The following is a 16,025-nucleotide window of genomic DNA, read 5'->3' on the forward strand; positions in this document are numbered from 1 at the left end:
TCAGTAGTTAGTAATCTTTCTCTACGATAATAACGTCAACCTTCATTTCACGAAGACCTTGTAAGTAGTCTTCAGGAAGATCAGAATCCGTTACTAAGATATCAATATTTCCAAACTCACGAATCATATGACAGCTACGTTTACCAAACTTAGTTGAATCCGCAACTGCAATTACTTGTTCAGAAATTTCACACATTAAGCGGTTTAGACTAGCTTCCTGCTCGTTATGTGTTGTGATACCTGCTCGCAAATCAAAGCCATCAACCCCAAGAAAAACCTTGTCAAAACGGTAATTCTTCAAGCTACCCTCGGCTTGCGAGCCAGAAAAAGACAATGCGTTCTTACGAAGCACACCACCAGACATCAATACCTCTATACCAGGTGCCGATGCTAACTCCATTGCAACATCCAGACCATTGGTCATTACCACTACATCTTCCAGCGACTTAAGGCTAGAGGCGATTTCTCGCGTAGTAGTACCCGAATCTAGAATAACGGTGTCACCACTTTCTATTAGCTTTGCTGCAGCCTGACCGATTAAAGATTTTATGCCTGCATTTTGGCGGCGTTTCTCTTGAACCGTAAGCTCTGCAATTACCCCTGTATTTGGAATGGCCGCGCCATGCGAACGTACGACATAACCATTTTTTTCCAAAAAACTCAGGTCGCTACGAATAGTGACACTTGAGACATCAAACTGTGCAGCAAGGTCCTCGACACGGGCTTTACCATCTCGGTTAACCACATTTACGATTTCCATGCGCCTTTCGACTGCACTTTTCACTTTACTCGTCTCCTTACGAAACCAGCAAAATCTCTTTCGCTTGATTTCGAATACAGCTTACACCTAAAAACGAAAGCAACAATACGGAAGTTAAAAACTTTTGATCTCTTTCACACTCTTTCGTATTATTGCGTTTCTCTTGCGTAACCTTACGCATTGAGTCCTATAATAACCTTCGAAAAGCCGAAAGCCAAACCAAAAACCGTAATAGCCCATCACTAATCACCTTTCTTTTCTTTTTTTAAGTCTTTTATTACTTTCGTAACAAACCTTTTTTTCTTTCGATTTACTTTTTGTGATCAATTACACAGCCAACACACTTTCGATAACTTACGATCCACAGCAATTCGCAGAACAACAAAAGCAAACGAATGAAAAGCATAACTAAATGACGCACGAGTACTTTCATTTAGTTAGCACGGAATATCGAAACCTCAGGAGCTTTACATGTCCATAACACGACGAAATCTATTGAAAGGAATGGCGGCAACCAGTGCTGTTGCCGCTACAGCAGCCACCACCGGTTGTAGTTCGGTTCAATCTTCTTTGGCAACAGCAGAATCTGAAGGTCAACAAAAGAAGAAACCCAACCTATTGATCGTATTCCCTGATGAAATGCGTACCCAGTCTTTAGGCTTTATGAACCAAGACCGATCTGATACGCCAAACATTAACCGTTTTGCTAAACAAGGTGTGTTCTTACGCCAAGCGGTCTCAAACTTTCCTTTGTGTACACCATTTCGTGGCATGTTAATGACAGGGCAATACCCTTACCGTAACGGTATTCAAGGTAATAGCCATACCGCGATGCCGGGGAACTTTGGCGGTAAAGACTTTGGTATTGAACTGAAAAAAAGCACTGTTACATGGTCAGATATTCTGAAGCGCAATGGCTACAACATGGGCTATATCGGGAAATGGCACCTTGATACGCCTGAAGCTCCCTTCGTACCTAGCTATAACAACCCAATGGAAGGCCGTTATTGGAATGATTGGACGGCGCCAGATCGCCGTCATGGATTTGATTTTTGGTACGCCTATGGCACCTATGATCTACATATGAAGCCTATCTATTGGACCAACGATACACCACGGGATAAACCGCTGGTGATCGACCAGTGGAGCCCAGAGCACGAAGCCGATATAGCCATAAAGTACCTACGCAATGAAGGGGGTAATTACCGCGACAACGATAAGCCGTTCACACTTGTCGTATCAATGAATCCGCCGCACTCACCTTATGATCAGGTACCGCAAAAATACCTAGATCGTTATGAAGACGAAACATCTGAAAGCCTAAACACTCGCCCGAACGTAAATTGGGACAAAGAATACCTTGATGGTTATGGCCCGAAATACTTCAAAGAGTATATGGCTATGGTAAACGGCGTTGACGAACAGTTTGGTCGAATCATCGATGAGCTAGAACGCCTTAACCTTGAAGAAGATACATTAGTGGTCTTTTTCTCCGATCACGGCTGCTGCATGGGTTCAAATGGTAATCCAACCAAGAATGTTCACTATGAAGAGTCTATGCGCATTCCAATGATCTTCCGCTGGCCTGGCACGTTATCACCAAATACTGACGATTTGCTGTTCTCTGCACCGGATATCTACCCAACCATTTTTGGCTTAATGGGTATATCAGATCAAATTCCAGACACGGTTGAGGGCTTCAACTATGCCAATACCGTGTCAGGCATTGAAGGCGATAAAAAACCGACCTCGCAAATTTATACCTTTATGCCTTATGGCGGCCAGTCTTACGGGCGACGTGGTGTACGTACTGATCGCTACACCCTGATGATTGACAGAAAAATTGGTAAACCGCTCACTTTCGTTCTCCATGACAACGTCAGCGATCCATACCAAATGCAAAACATTGCAGAGCAAAACGAAAGCCTAATTAAAAAATTAGTCGAGGAAGAGCTACTTCCATGGCTTGAACATACTGGTGACCCATGGCGACCAACAGAAGTGCCAGCCAGTAGCGCAAATGCTTACACCTAATTATTTACACAATCCTATTACAGTTAGAAAGGTAATTATGAAAACAACAATTAAATTCGTTGCTGCTTCGATGCTTTTAGCAACGGCTTCTCACGCTGTCGCCAACGACTACAAAACAACGGTTGAATACCGTCATCAATACTCTGATGAATCTAAGAGTCACGGCGACCGTTTCAAGGTATTTCTCGATACCGGCAAAAATATTGGTTTTGAGCTTGATGCGCGTTACTCAAACGAAGATGGCGCTTTCGACTCTATGACGATGGGCGGCTCGGAATTTTCCGCTTTCTACTACGACAAACTGAACGATAACACCGTTTACTTACTAGGTTCATCCCTTGATTTCACATCAGCAGGTATTGTTTACGTCCCTTATGCGCGTTTGAATTACGCCTTCGACAATGGCTTCCGAGTTCAAGGTCGATATAAGTGGAAGCTATGGGATTATGGCCAAACAGGTGTTAACGGCGATAGCTATCACTCGAAGATCCAACAATTTGATACCTGGCTCGGTTACAACACCGGTAACTGGGATTTCCAATACGAGTTCAATATTTGGCGCGAGATGGAAAGCAACGGTCAAAACCTGTTTGACGATGGTAAAACAGATTACCTACACAACTTCCGCCTGCTTTACGCTTACAAAGCCGCTAATGGTGACTTATGGCGTCCATTCGTTGAATTCGGTAATGTGAAAGTGAATAGCACTAGCGATGAACGTCAAAACCGCTACCGTGTTGGGATCAAATATACTTGGTAATTTCACCACGAATTAAATAAACAAATCCCCCAATGATTAAGCGTCACTGGGGGATTTTTCATTTAGCAAACCAGAAATGCAGGCAAAAGCGCGTCTATTCTTAACCAATTACATTCTGTCGCCTTAGCGTAAAACGATTAACAGTGATGGGGAAAGAATCGAAATAGATACTCAGCAAGGATCAGATCACGAGTATTCTCTAATTAATAACTCATAAACTCTTACCACCAACTTAAACTAAAAGTCACAACCAACCACAAGCTTATGTTGGCATAATCAAGAGAACACTATGAATATAGAGGTTATGGTAATAGGCGGGTACTTTATGCTGATGATATTCATTAGCCTCGCCTTTAAGAAAATGGCCACTAACTCTTCCAGTGACTACTTCCGTGGTGGTGGACGAATGCTATGGTGGATGGTTGGTTCTACCGCATTCATGACCCAGTTCAGTGCTTGGACATTTACAGGTGCTGCTGGTAAAGGTTTTAATGATGGCATGCTTGCAGCAGCTATCTTCGTAGGCAATATATTAGCATATGGTGCATCGTACCTATGGTTTGCTAAACGCTTTCGCCAAACACGTGTCGATACTCCTACTCAGGCGATTCGTAATCGGTTTGGTAGTACCAACGAACAATTTTTTACTTGGGCGATCATTCCATTAAGCATCTTAAATGCTGCTGTGTGGCTGAACGGGCTATCTGTCTTTGTAGGAGCCGCTTTTGGCTTCGATATGACAACGACCATATGGCTAACAGGCCTTGCGGTGCTTACTATATCACTGCTTAGTGGCGCATGGGGGGTCGTAGCATCTGACTTTGTACAAACACTTGTTGTCGCTGTTATTTCTGTTGCATGTGCGATAGTTGCACTTATCGCTGTGGGTGGACCTGCCGAGATCGTCACCAACTTCCCGTCTGGATTCGTTATGGGTCCTGATATGAACTACCCACTAATTATTGTTGGTACTTTTCTGTTTTTCTTTGTCAAACAGGTACAGAACATCAATAACATGCAGGACTCATATCGGTTTTTGAATGCGAAAGATTCTAAAAATGCTAGTAAAGCAGCCCTCATGGCAATGGGCCTTATGGCTGTCGGTAGCTTAATTTGGTTCATCCCACCATGGGCATCTGCAATCCTATACCCGGAAGCTGCAACTCAATATGCAGCACTTGGTAGTAAAGCATCCGATGCGGTATACCTTGTGTTTGCTGAAAATACGATGCCGACTGGCACTGTTGGCTTACTGGTTGCCGGTATCTTCGCGGCAACTATGTCATCGATGGATTCAGCACTAAATCGTAACTCTGGTATTTTTGTTCGTAGTTTCTGGACCCCTATTGTTTGCAAGAACAAGCCAGGTAATGAGAAGTCACAACTTCGTGTTGGCCAAATCACCTGTATCGTAAATGGTATTATCGTCATTCTGGTTGCTCAACTGTTCGCTAATCTGAAAGAGCTTAGCCTATTCGAGCTGATGATGACGGTCTCTACACTAGCTTCATCACCAATCCTTGTACCGCTATTCATGGGTATGTTCATTAAGAAAACACCGCGCTGGGCAGCGTGGGGAACTGTTGTTTTCGGTATGTTCGTTTCTTGGTTATGTGTCAATGTCTTTACGCCAGCTGCACTTGGTAATTTGCTGGATATCGAATTTACTCGCCGTGAAGTTTCGGAACTACGGAATATGATTGCAATAGCAGCTCACCTATTCCTTACTACTGGTTTCTTCTGGGCAACTACGCTGTTATACAAAGAAGAATCCCTTACAAAGGAAGAAAAGCACGAGGTCGATACTTTCTTTAAGAATATTAATACAGAATGCATTGCTGGAGATTCACAGGAGCAATTCGATAGGATGCAACGTGAGAAGCTGGGGACGATTACCATAATAATGGGAACAGGTTTACTTGCAATGATGCTTTTACCCAACCCACTATGGGGACGAGTAATGTTCCTTGGTTGCGCAGCAGTTATCCTCAGCATTGGTTATCTATTAAAACAGAGCGCCAACAGTAGCCCGATAGAAAAAACTGGCATGGCAACCAAACCCTAACAAAAATGTAGATGTTCGATTTCCTTCCAAAAGACATCAGCTAAGCCCTACTACATCTATTCCTATTTACCTTAACCTTCTGAATATGAAGAATGTGTAGTTCCAACTCAGACATCAACAACAAAAATGAAACGCAATTCCTTTTTTGTTGAAATGACACGACATAATGATATTATAACGTCAGGCGCTACTCTCAATCATTCACCGATACCCAACAGCTATTCATTAGGAAGTTTTATGATACTAAATACATTTAACCTTGAAGGTAAAGTTGCCATCATTACTGGCTGCAACCGAGGCTTAGGGCAAGGGATTGCAATTGGTCTTGCACAAGCAGGGTGTAATATTGTTGGGGTGAGCTCTTCAGGGAGTGAAGTAACAAAAACGAAAGTAGAAGCACTCGGACGTCAATTTATTGATATTCGAGCAAATTTAATGGTGTTAGATGATATCCCAACCATTATCAAAAGTACGCTAGAGCAATTTGGTCAGGTCGATATCTTAGTAAATAATGCGGGCATCATTCGTCGTGATGATGCAATTGACTTCAGTGAGTCCGATTGGGACGATGTTATGAACATCAACCTTAAAACGACCTTTTTCCTTTGCCAGGCAGTCGCTAAACAATTCATTGCCCAAGGTAATGGCGGTAAAATTATTAATATTGCCTCTATGCTTTCTTTCCAAGGCGGAATAAGAGTGCCGTCATATACAGCCTCAAAAAGTGGTGTTGCAGGCCTAACCAAATTAATGGCTAATGAATGGGCTAAACACGGTATCAATGTCAATGCTATTGCCCCTGGCTATATGGCAACCGACAACACTAAACAACTACGTAGCGATGAGAAAAGAAACCAAGAAATTCTTGATCGTATTCCAGCCGATCGCTGGGGTACACCATCAGATCTCGCAGGCCCTTCAGTATTTCTAGCCTCTGAAGCATCAAATTACATTAACGGTTTCACAATGGCTGTCGATGGAGGCTGGTTAGCTCGATAACCGAATATCCACACACATTGAGTATGCCCCGTAAAAGGGGCTTTTTCACCAGCAAAGAAACAAGAATAATAACTACCTGATATCGTTAGTAGCTCTAAGACTAAAAAAGCCTGAACATCATATCTGTTCAGGCTTTATTCAATGCTTTCCTTATACGTAGCAAAGACTACGTACAAAAAACTATCTTACTTATGCTTCAACAAAATCTTTACGCATTGGTGTAAAAGTATCGATCAAAATGCCAGCTTTCAAACAACGGCAGCCATGCAAAATCTCAGGCTCTTTATACATTGTGTCGCCAGCTTTAACGATTCTAGTATCGTTACCGATGGTGAATTCAAACTCACCAGACAGTACATAGGTTAGCTGCTCATGTGGGTGAGTATGAAGAGCGCCAATAGCACCGTCTTCAAAGTGAACTTCAACCGACATCATGTTATCACTATGAGCTAGGATTTTACGGCTAACGCCTTCGCCTAAATCTTCAATCGAAATTTCATTATTAAATACAAACATTTCTGAACCTTCTCTATGAGTCTTGTTTATTCGCTTCAATGTAATGCGCTAACTTTACCTTAAACAACAGGGAAATTAAATAAATGAAATCACGTTTCAATAATAAATCATTTCATTTTGTAAACGCCTGCTTCATGATCAACATAGTCTGATAAGTGTTGTTTTTTGTCAAACCACCTTTTCACTCGGCATTCCTTTTGAGGAAAATAATTAATAACAAGCAAAAATAACCAATAAAACTAATTTAAAACAGTCACTTACAAATATCGCCACTATAATTTAAAGACATTCTAAACTGATAAGTAGCGATTCTGGGTAAAAAGCCTAAGACTAGAGAACCAACTCAGAATCAGCGCAAGATCACACTTTAGAAATAACAATACAACCTTTGATTTTTATTTTTTTGAAAAGCCTTTTCATTTTTATGCTCTCGTATATAATTAGCACATCAACGATAGAGAGAGATTGTTATGAAAATCGCACTAATGATGGAAAACAGCCAAGCAGGCAAGAACGCGGCTGTTCTTAACGAATTAAATTCTGTTGCTTCAGCGCAAGATTACCCAGTATTCAATGTTGGCATGAGTGATGAAAACGATCATCACCTGACTTACATCCACTTAGGTATCATGGCAAGCATTCTTATCAACTCAAAAGCTGTTGATTTCGTTGTAACAGGCTGTGGTACAGGCCAAGGTGCGATGATGTCTCTAAACATCCACCCAGGGGTTGTGTGCGGTTACTGCCTAGATCCTTCTGATGCTTTCCTATTCAACCAAATCAACAACGGTAACGCGCTAGCACTAGCGTTTGCTAAAGGTTATGGTTGGGGGGCAGAGCTTAACGTTCGCTATATCTTTGAAAAAGCATTCACTACAGGTGTACGTGGCCAAGGCTACCCACTTGAGCGTGCAGAACCACAGCAACGTAACGCTGGTATTCTTAACGATGTTAAAGCTGCTGTAGTAAAAGAAAACTACCTAGATACGCTAAAAGCGATTGACCCTGAATTGGTTAAAACAGCCGTCAGCGGTGAGCGCTTCCAAAAATGTTTCTTCGATAACTGCCAAGACGAAGACATTAAAGCATTCGTACTCGCTGTATTAGAAAAATAAGTTTCATTTCAAACTTAGAAAGCCAGACTATACAACCGCCCTCTTCTGGGCGGTTTTTTTATCCCTCATATTTCATCTTCACTCATTCCCTGCTTCGTTCTTCGTTCTTCGTTCTTCGTTAGTAATCATTGAAAAATATTTTCCAAAATGGTCATAAATAGATCTAGATAACGAAAAATAAATTTCACGCAGGTAATATGCTTATCGTATGCAAACAATATTCAAACCATAACAATTTTACTCTGGAAAGGAAGCGCCATGAAATTTGCTCTGCACGGTATGATTTCTCTGCACAATAACATTGTCAGTGATATTCGATTAGCAAAAGAAACGGGTTACCAAGGACTTGAGATTCATACAGAAAAGCTTTGGCGTTATATCAATGCAGGGCTAACCAGTGAAGCTTTTAAAGCTCGCCTTAATGCAGCAGGGCTCAAGCCAACCGCTATCGATATCATCGGCTCGGTTGAAGCAGCCGATAGAGACACACAACAGAAAGTCTTTAAAGAGGCTGAAACACTGTGCAAATTCGCCCATGAAATTGGCTGCGATACCATCCAGCTCAATGCGTTTGAGTCTCTGAACGCCCTATCAGTCAAAGATAATATTCGCTTAACTGCAGAGAATATTCGCAGTATTGCTGATATTGGTCGTGAATGGGGTATACGCTTCCAATATGAAGGCGCTGCTTGGACGCCCATTGCGAGCCTCGATGACTACTACCGCCTGCATGATGCAGTCAATCGTGAAAACTTTGGCTTTGTACTCGATACTTGGCACTTCTGGGCATGCCGCGGTGCAATACCTGAAACGATTAGCAAAATCGATAAAGAGCTGATTTACAATGTTCACTTGTCAGATGGTAAACGACCTGATGTCGGCCAACCATGGGTTGACGAAACACTGCTTCGTGGCTGCCTGCTTGGTGAAGGGGATATTCCACTGCATGAGTGGGTAAGTGCGATACAAGCGACAGGTTATGACGGTTTCTATTCCGGTGAATTCCTTAACCCTCAGCTGTGGGAAGGCGACCATTATGAAACCGCTGAAACCATGTTAAGACAGATGAGAAGTTTAGTCGGCTAACAGTATTATTCATCTTCAAAACACACAAAGGCCCGAATTATCGGGCCTTTGTTATACGTTTAATAATACTTGAACAAATTACAAACCATACCCAAACAAGTTAGGCAGCCACATCGTAACCCATGGTACATAAGTGATCAGCATTAGCACCGCAATTTGCGCAATCCACAATGGAATCAGTGGTTTAATCACACTTGCAACTGGTACATCACCAATCTTACACCCTGCAAACAGTGCAGTACCAACAGGAGGAGTACATAAGCCAATACAAAGGTTAAACGTAATTAAGATACCAAATTGAATTGGATCCATACCAAATTGGGTCACAATCGGTAACAGGATAGGAATGAAGATAAGTTTAGCTGGTGCTCCATCCATGAAGACACCAATAAACAGCAGCATAAGGTTGATAAGCAACAGAACTACAATAGGGTTATCTGAAAAACCTAGCATTGCACTGCCAACCATGTATGGAATATCAGCAATAGACATAGTCCAAGACATTGAACTTGAAATACCAATAAGGATCAGAATAACAGTAGCCGATAGCATCGCCTCACCAAACACCTTCGGGATATCACGGAAAGACATCTGCTTGTAGTAAAACATTGCCAAGCCTAACGAATAGACTACTGCAATAGCAGAGGCTTCTGTTGCAGTGAAAATTCCGCCAATAATCCCACCGAGAATAATCACCACCAGCCCCAGAGCAGGTAGTGCCTCAATAAGTGTGCGCTTAACAATTTTAAAAGTAATGCGGTCTTCTTTTGGATAACCTTTTCGTTTTGTCCAGAAATAAGTCACAAACATTAGAGAAAGAGCAATCAGCAAGCCTGGAATATAACCAGCAAGGAACAGGCCGGCAATAGAGGTACCACCACTTAGCAAGGAGTATGTAATTAAAGCCCCTGACGGCGGAATGATCATACCTATTGGACATGATGCGATATTTACTGCTGTAGCAAAAGCTGGATCATATCCCTTAGCTTTTTGCGCCGGTACCATTACACCACCAACAGCCGCTGCTGAACCAATTGCCGAGCCAGAAACAGTACCAAACATCGTATTAGCAACAATGTTAGTATGAGATAGCGCACCAGGTAATCGGCCAACCAACAACAAAGCGACATTGATCAGCTTATCTGCTATTCCGCCAACACGCATAATATTACCTGCCAACATAAAGAATGGCAGAGCAAGGAAGGCAAAGTTATCAACCCCTGTGATCATTTTTTGGGCAACGATTAAAATCGACTGCTCCAATGGGTACATCATTAACGTTGCTGCGATCGTCGATAGTCCAATCGAGAAAGCAATCGGTACACCAATTCCGAATGACGTAATTACAAAAGTCAATAACATGACCAACATCATTTGTATTTCAAGACTCATAACAGATTCTCCCTTACGCCTTCGATGGCACAAAGCCAGATTTAATACTCATGATTTTGCTTACATATTCTGCAATATTTAAAATGTTATAAATCAATATGATAAAGCCTGAAATTGGCACAACCACATAGATATACGACATAGGCATACCAAGCGATGGCGTTAACTGACCAGTCATCGAGATATTTTGATACTGAACTATCCCTCCATAGATCATTACCATGACTGAAAACTTAGCGATAAATAGCTGAACGACAATGTTCAAAGAAAGCTTTTTCACTCCGCTTAATCGTGCACCTAATACTTCAATAGCAAGGTGCTGATTTTGGCCAACCATATAAGCTGACCCCGTTAAGCCACACCACATCAAAAGAAACCTGGCAATTTCATCAGTCGAGGTACTCGGCGAATGTAATACAAAGCGAGAAAATACTTGCCAAACGACACAAGCAACTAAGCCTATAGTGAGAGTACTGACCCCAGTACCTATCACTTTGTCGAAGAGCTTTCTTATAAAGATCAACATTGGTAATGCTCCAAAGAAAAGGAATAACTGGGTACATTGTCAACAATTAAAACGGAGTTTCAATCTGAAATATCCAAATATTAGATCGCTGTCTTAATAAAAATGAAAAGGCGTTCCGAAAAAATTAATTTGTGATTTCGATCTCTACCATTCCTATAGATTATCTTTATGATTAATGCCAGTCCCATAAGTTACATAATCCAGATGGAATAAATAATGAAAGTATCTAAAATCAATATGGCCATTATCGCAGGCTTAACTTTAAGTGCTTTTTCTGTTAGTGCCACGACCCTACGCCTTGGCCACAACACGAACCCAGATGGCCCTACTGGCCAATACTTTGAAATGTTCAAACAATCGGTAGAAGAAAAATCGGATGGTAAAATTCGTGTTCGCATCTTCCCGAATTCTCAGCTTGGTACACAGCGTGAGATGCTCGAGCAAGTAAGTAACGGATTACTCGACATGACTAAAGTCGACACGTCTATGCTTGAAAATATTGAACCAATGTACAAAGCACTTAATTACCCGTTTGTTTTTGAAAATAATGAAAAAATGCATGAAGTGTTAACGGGTGATATTGGTCAAGAGTTACTTGCTTCAACGTCAGATCGTGGCTTCTTTGGCTTAGGCTACATCATGATGACGCCTCGAGGTTATTACTCAAATAAACCAATCAACGGCCCTGAAGACCTAAAAGGAATGAAGCTTCGCGTTCAAGAATCAAACACAATGATCCGTTTGATTGAGAGCATTGGTGCTATCCCTACACCAACACCTTACGGTGAAGTCTTCTCAGCGTTACAACAAGGTATGGTTGATGGTGTTGAAGGTGCAGGTCCAACGCTGTATACCGCTCGTCACGGTGAAATCGCTAAATACTTCTATGAAGATAACCATGTTCAAATGGCTAACGTAATTACTATTAGTAACCGTGCATGGGATCGTTTATCTGAAGAAGAGCAATCAATTATTAGTGAAGCTGCAACCTATGCAATGAACTATAGCTATACAACTGGCTGGGGCATGGAAATGGCACTGCAACAAAAAGCGGTTGATACGATGGGAGTGACGATTGTTCAGCCTACTGAAGAACAACGCGCCCAAATGATCGAATCGATTGAGCCAATGTATCAAGAGTTGTCGCAAAGCGAACCAGAAGTTTATGAGTTCATAAATAAATTAAAAACTGCACAGCAATAAATAACGATTTAAAAGCTACCTTCGCACTTGCGCAGGTAGCTGAAACTTTCACAGAGAAAATATCATGAACAAACGCTTCCTTGACGACAATTTTTTGCTACAGAATGAAACCGCTAAGCAGCTTTTTCATACTTATGCTAAACAGCTGCCAATTATTGATTACCACAATCATTTAAGCGCTAAAGAGATTCATGACGACATTCAATTTTCATCAATTTCTGATGCTTGGCTAGGTCATGACCATTACAAGTGGAGAGCCATGCGTGCCAACGGCATTGAAGAGCAATTCATTACTGGTGAAGCTGATGCACGCGACAAATTTGAAAAGTGGTGTGAAAGTGTTCCTTATTTGATTGGCAATCCACTATACCACTGGAATCATCTTGAATTACAAAGGTATTTCGATGTCGACGTATTAATCAATAAAGAGAATAGTGAAGCTATTTGGGAAGCTTGTAATAGTCAATTATCACAACCTACTCATAGTGCAAGAAACCTACTTCGAATGATGAATGTAGAATCATTGTGTACAACAGATGATCCTCTAAGTGATCTGGAATATCACAAAACGCTGGCTGCAGATGGCTTTGAAATTAAAGTACTGCCAACCTTCCGTTCAGATGACCTTTTCTATATTGAGAATACAAACAAGTTTTTATCCTGGGTAGATCGTCTAGCTGGAAAAACTAATATCAATATTGATTCTCTTGATTCTTTATTCTCAGCTCTATCTCAGCGCTTTGCTTACTTCCACCAAGTAGGCTGTCGCTTGTCTGACATGGGAATAAAAACAGTTCCTTATGCAGAATCAACAATAGAAGATGCGGATTTAGTACTTAAAAAAGTGCTTGCTGGTAATGATATTGACCAACATGAAGTTGATGTATTTAAAACACAGATTTTCCATTATATCGGACAGATGAACCATGAACTTGGTTGGACGATGCAACTTCATATTGGTGTACTACAAGACCCAAATCAACGCCGTGTTGAAGAGTTAGGTGGGGCAACTGGTTTTAGTTCAATGGACGATACCATTTTTGCCAACAACTTAAGTAAATTACTAAGTGATTTAGACTACCGTCGCCAATTAACCAAAACCATTATTTACAGCCTTAACCCTCGTGATAATGCAGTTATAGCAACACTCGTCGGCGCATATCAAGATAGCGATTTTGGCCCAGGGAAAATTCAATTCGGTTCGGCATGGTGGTTTAACGATCAAAAAGAAGGCATGGTTGATCAACTTAAGACACTAGGGAATATTGGTGTACTAGGTCGCTTTGTTGGCATGTTAACAGACTCGCGCAGCCTACTTTCGATGCCTCGCCATGAATACTTCCGCCGTATTCTCTGCAACCTGCTTGGTCAATGGGTAGAAGACGGTGAACTTCCTAACGATGAAGCACTATTAAAGCAAACGGTAGAAGGCATCTGTTACTACAATGCCAAACAATATTTCAATTTATAAGCCTATCGATAAGGTGAATAGCACCTTATCGAATATTTCGTATCAAAATCTAACGAATAATAATCGCTTAGTGACCCACTATTTTTCAGTTTTAAGCTAGGGTTTAATTAATGTTACAGTTTAGCCAACAACAACTCTCTTCCATTCGCCAACGCGCAACAAAACAGATCGTTCAACAAATCGTTGATGATAATGATGTTGTCTTGTCATCAGATACCTTAGTACCGCCCGATAATCGCGCGACATGGAATCTGTATTACTTCTGTCCTGAACACGGTGTTCGCCTTACGTGGGATCGAAACAAACCAGAAGAGCACTGCTGCCCTATTGATGGTAAAACCTTTACTGGTGAACCATATGATGGCGCTTGGTGGCGTTGGTTAAATGGCCTAAATGCAAAAGCGTGTAACCAACTAGGTCTACTGTGGCAAATAACGGGAGAGCAACACTACCTTGAGAAAGTGCGCGATATTTTGATGCAATATTCTCAATATTACCCTGATTATGAACCACATGGCGGCATCCCATATAACGGCCCAGGGAAAGCCAATGCCCAAACCTTATGTGAAGCAAATTGCCACCTCGATTTTGCCCTTGGCTATGACTTTGTAAAAGAAGCATTAACTGCTGAAGAACGTAATAACATTGAAGTTCGCTTGCTTAGAGAAGGGGCTGACTTTCTAATGCAGCACCGTAGCGCGCAACTTCATAACCATGAAATGAAAATCAATGCGACCATTGGTGTTATTGGCCTTCTTCTTGATGAACCGCGTTATATTGAGTTTGCTTTGAATTCTGAATACGGTATCCATTATCAATTAAATCACGGCCTTGTTGGCGAGGGCATGTGGTTCGAAGGTTCTATTCATTACCACTATTACGCATTACAAGCGTTAATGGCATATGAAAAGTTGGCCCGTGGAACTCCGCATTCAGTAAGAAGTAACCCTCATTACCACACCATGCTAGCTTTTCCTTTGAAGTTGGTACTTAACACAGGTAGCTTCCCGCGGCTCAATGACGTTATCGCAGGGCAAGAAAGACTAACTCATACGCATTTGTTTGAGTTCGCTTATAGTGAATTCAAAGAGCCATTATTCGCATCTGCTCTAGCTAGTATTTACCAAAATGTCAGCCGTGATAATATGGATGCCTTACTGTATGGTGTAGACACTTTGCCTGACGTTGAGCCACTAAAAGCACAAGACATACATGCTGCTGAAGCTGGTATTACTCTGCTTAACAATGACAAAACAAATAATGCAATGCTTCTAAAGCACTCGCCATATGGCGGTGAACACGATCACTACGATCGACTTGGCCTTCTTTTAATTAAAGAAGGAAAAGAAATTCTTCCTGACTTAGGTACGACCGGTTATGGTGCTGAATTGCATTATGGCTACTACAAAAATACCGCGACTCATAACACACTTGTCGTAAACCAAAAAAACCAAACACCTGCAAACCCTATTTTGCTCAATTTCAAACAACAGGAATCGTTAACGTTTATTGACACCCTTGTTGATTGGTCTCTACCAGCGGCAGAGGTTGACAGCCACACCCTTGTGCATTGGGATGAACAATCCTATAAAGATATTAAATTTCGTCGAAGTGTGATCTGGCTTGGTGATGCGGCAATTGAAATTAACCAAATTGAAAACCCGCACCAGCAACAGCTCGATTTAACGTGGCATGCTCGTGGCAAGATGGTATCGAATATCTCGGGGGAAGATTTGAGTTCATCACCACTAGAAGGCCCGCTTGCCCGTATGAACCAATGTCGAATAACCGACATCGCAAATGGTGTAACACACTTTGAATATGATGTTGGCCAAGAAACACCTTATCGTCAGCAGCTATGTACAGAAGGTGGGGAACACTGGCTGACCGGTTTGGCCCCTGATAATCCCGCTACATCAGAATTAGCCTATCTACTACTGCGAAGCAGCCAGCAACACTTAAAGAATGTCGTCCTTCATGATTTGGTTGGTCAATACCAACTTGAGTCAGCAAACTGGGAAGATAACTCAATAAACATTGTATTTAGTTTATCTGGCCATACGAAGGAAATAGAAGTTAACTTTGATAATGGCAAGAT

13 protein-coding genes are annotated in these 16,025 nt (G+C 41.6%); 9 read left to right on the forward strand and 4 right to left on the reverse strand.

Annotated elements, in window-relative coordinates; all coding sequences use genetic code 11:
• Nucleotides 1–7 precede the first annotated feature (7 nt).
• Nucleotides 8–784, reverse strand: coding sequence for a transcriptional repressor AgaR (gene agaR, locus L4D09_RS21620; protein WP_428459603.1), 777 nt, complete (start codon nt 782–784; stop codon nt 8–10).
• A gap of 447 nt (nt 785–1,231) precedes the next feature.
• Here agaR and L4D09_RS21625 point away from each other — a divergent pair, with 447 nt between their 5' ends.
• From L4D09_RS21625 to kduD, 4 genes are all read left to right on the forward strand, one after another.
• Entirely contained in the window at nt 1,232–2,794 is a 1,563-nt protein-coding gene (locus L4D09_RS21625) for a sulfatase family protein (RefSeq protein WP_428459604.1), read from the forward strand.
• A gap of 37 nt (nt 2,795–2,831) precedes the next feature.
• Entirely contained in the window at nt 2,832–3,554 is a 723-nt protein-coding gene (locus L4D09_RS21630; RefSeq protein ID WP_428459605.1) for an oligogalacturonate-specific porin KdgM family protein, read from the forward strand.
• A gap of 289 nt (nt 3,555–3,843) precedes the next feature.
• Nucleotides 3,844–5,619 carry a sodium:solute symporter family transporter gene (locus L4D09_RS21635; protein WP_428459606.1) on the forward strand — a complete coding sequence of 592 codons (1,776 nt, stop codon included), beginning with the start codon at nt 3,844–3,846 and terminating at the stop codon, nt 5,617–5,619.
• A 237-nt stretch (nt 5,620–5,856) separates the two neighbouring features.
• Nucleotides 5,857–6,618 (forward strand): 2-dehydro-3-deoxy-D-gluconate 5-dehydrogenase KduD, encoded by a 762-nt coding sequence (gene kduD / locus L4D09_RS21640; RefSeq protein ID WP_428459607.1) that lies wholly within the window; start codon nt 5,857–5,859, stop codon nt 6,616–6,618.
• Between the two features lie 189 nt (nt 6,619–6,807).
• On the opposite strand, the gene L4D09_RS21645 is transcribed toward kduD, so the two are convergent.
• Nucleotides 6,808–7,134, reverse strand: a complete 327-nt coding sequence (locus tag L4D09_RS21645) for a cupin domain-containing protein (protein WP_428459608.1) — start codon at nt 7,132–7,134, stop codon at nt 6,808–6,810.
• Nucleotides 7,135–7,604: 470 nt separating this feature from the next.
• On the opposite strand from L4D09_RS21645, the gene L4D09_RS21650 reads away from it, so the two are divergent.
• Together L4D09_RS21650 and L4D09_RS21655 are read left to right on the forward strand one after the other, a co-directional pair.
• Complete coding sequence (locus L4D09_RS21650; protein ID WP_428459609.1) at nt 7,605–8,249, forward strand: RpiB/LacA/LacB family sugar-phosphate isomerase; 645 nt, start codon at nt 7,605–7,607, stop codon at nt 8,247–8,249.
• Nucleotides 8,250–8,507: 258 nt separating this feature from the next.
• Nucleotides 8,508–9,335, forward strand: coding sequence for a sugar phosphate isomerase/epimerase family protein (locus L4D09_RS21655; protein WP_428459610.1), 828 nt, complete (start codon nt 8,508–8,510; stop codon nt 9,333–9,335).
• A 78-nt stretch (nt 9,336–9,413) separates the two neighbouring features.
• Here the strand turns inward: L4D09_RS21655 and L4D09_RS21660 are convergent, their stop codons facing one another.
• Together L4D09_RS21660 and L4D09_RS21665 are read right to left on the reverse strand one after the other, a co-directional pair.
• Nucleotides 9,414–10,727, reverse strand: a complete 1,314-nt coding sequence (locus L4D09_RS21660; protein ID WP_428459611.1) for a TRAP transporter large permease — start codon at nt 10,725–10,727, stop codon at nt 9,414–9,416.
• A gap of 13 nt (nt 10,728–10,740) precedes the next feature.
• A complete protein-coding gene (locus L4D09_RS21665) occupies nt 10,741–11,253 on the reverse strand; it encodes a TRAP transporter small permease (protein ID WP_428459612.1) in 513 nt (170 codons plus the stop codon).
• A gap of 216 nt (nt 11,254–11,469) precedes the next feature.
• Here L4D09_RS21665 and L4D09_RS21670 point away from each other — a divergent pair, with 216 nt between their 5' ends.
• From L4D09_RS21670 to L4D09_RS21680, 3 genes are all read left to right on the forward strand, one after another.
• The gene (locus tag L4D09_RS21670; protein WP_428459613.1) at nt 11,470–12,456 is read left to right on the forward strand and encodes a TRAP transporter substrate-binding protein; all 987 of its coding nucleotides are present in this window, start codon (nt 11,470–11,472) and stop codon (nt 12,454–12,456) included.
• Nucleotides 12,457–12,520: 64 nt separating this feature from the next.
• The gene (gene uxaC / locus L4D09_RS21675) at nt 12,521–13,927 is read left to right on the forward strand and encodes a glucuronate isomerase (RefSeq protein WP_428459614.1); all 1,407 of its coding nucleotides are present in this window, start codon (nt 12,521–12,523) and stop codon (nt 13,925–13,927) included.
• A 110-nt stretch (nt 13,928–14,037) separates the two neighbouring features.
• On the forward strand, nt 14,038–16,025 hold a 1,988-nt coding region (locus L4D09_RS21680), incomplete at its 3' end, for a heparinase II/III domain-containing protein (RefSeq protein ID WP_428459615.1).

Origin of the sequence: Photobacterium makurazakiensis (genome assembly GCF_050336715.1) — a bacterium.
Taxonomy (GTDB): Bacteria; Pseudomonadota; Gammaproteobacteria; order Enterobacterales; family Vibrionaceae; genus Photobacterium; species Photobacterium makurazakiensis.

Excerpts from the sequence above, each read along its gene's own strand:
- L4D09_RS21630 (WP_428459605.1), top strand. The coding sequence starts at position 2,832 with ATGAAAACAACAATTAAATTCGTTGCTGCTTCGATGCTTTTAGCAACG.
- uxaC (WP_428459614.1), top strand. The coding sequence starts at position 12,521 with ATGAACAAACGCTTCCTTGACGACAATTTTTTGCTACAGAATGAAACC.
- L4D09_RS21625 (WP_428459604.1), top strand. The coding sequence starts at position 1,232 with ATGTCCATAACACGACGAAATCTATTGAAAGGAATGGCGGCAACCAGT.
- kduD (WP_428459607.1), top strand. The coding sequence starts at position 5,857 with ATGATACTAAATACATTTAACCTTGAAGGTAAAGTTGCCATCATTACT.
- L4D09_RS21670 (WP_428459613.1), top strand. The coding sequence starts at position 11,470 with ATGAAAGTATCTAAAATCAATATGGCCATTATCGCAGGCTTAACTTTA.
- L4D09_RS21665 (WP_428459612.1), bottom strand. The coding sequence starts at position 11,253 with ATGTTGATCTTTATAAGAAAGCTCTTCGACAAAGTGATAGGTACTGGG.
- L4D09_RS21650 (WP_428459609.1), top strand. The coding sequence starts at position 7,605 with ATGAAAATCGCACTAATGATGGAAAACAGCCAAGCAGGCAAGAACGCG.
- L4D09_RS21655 (WP_428459610.1), top strand. The coding sequence starts at position 8,508 with ATGAAATTTGCTCTGCACGGTATGATTTCTCTGCACAATAACATTGTC.
- L4D09_RS21645 (WP_428459608.1), bottom strand. The coding sequence starts at position 7,134 with ATGTTTGTATTTAATAATGAAATTTCGATTGAAGATTTAGGCGAAGGC.
- L4D09_RS21635 (WP_428459606.1), top strand. The coding sequence starts at position 3,844 with ATGAATATAGAGGTTATGGTAATAGGCGGGTACTTTATGCTGATGATA.
- L4D09_RS21660 (WP_428459611.1), bottom strand. The coding sequence starts at position 10,727 with ATGAGTCTTGAAATACAAATGATGTTGGTCATGTTATTGACTTTTGTA.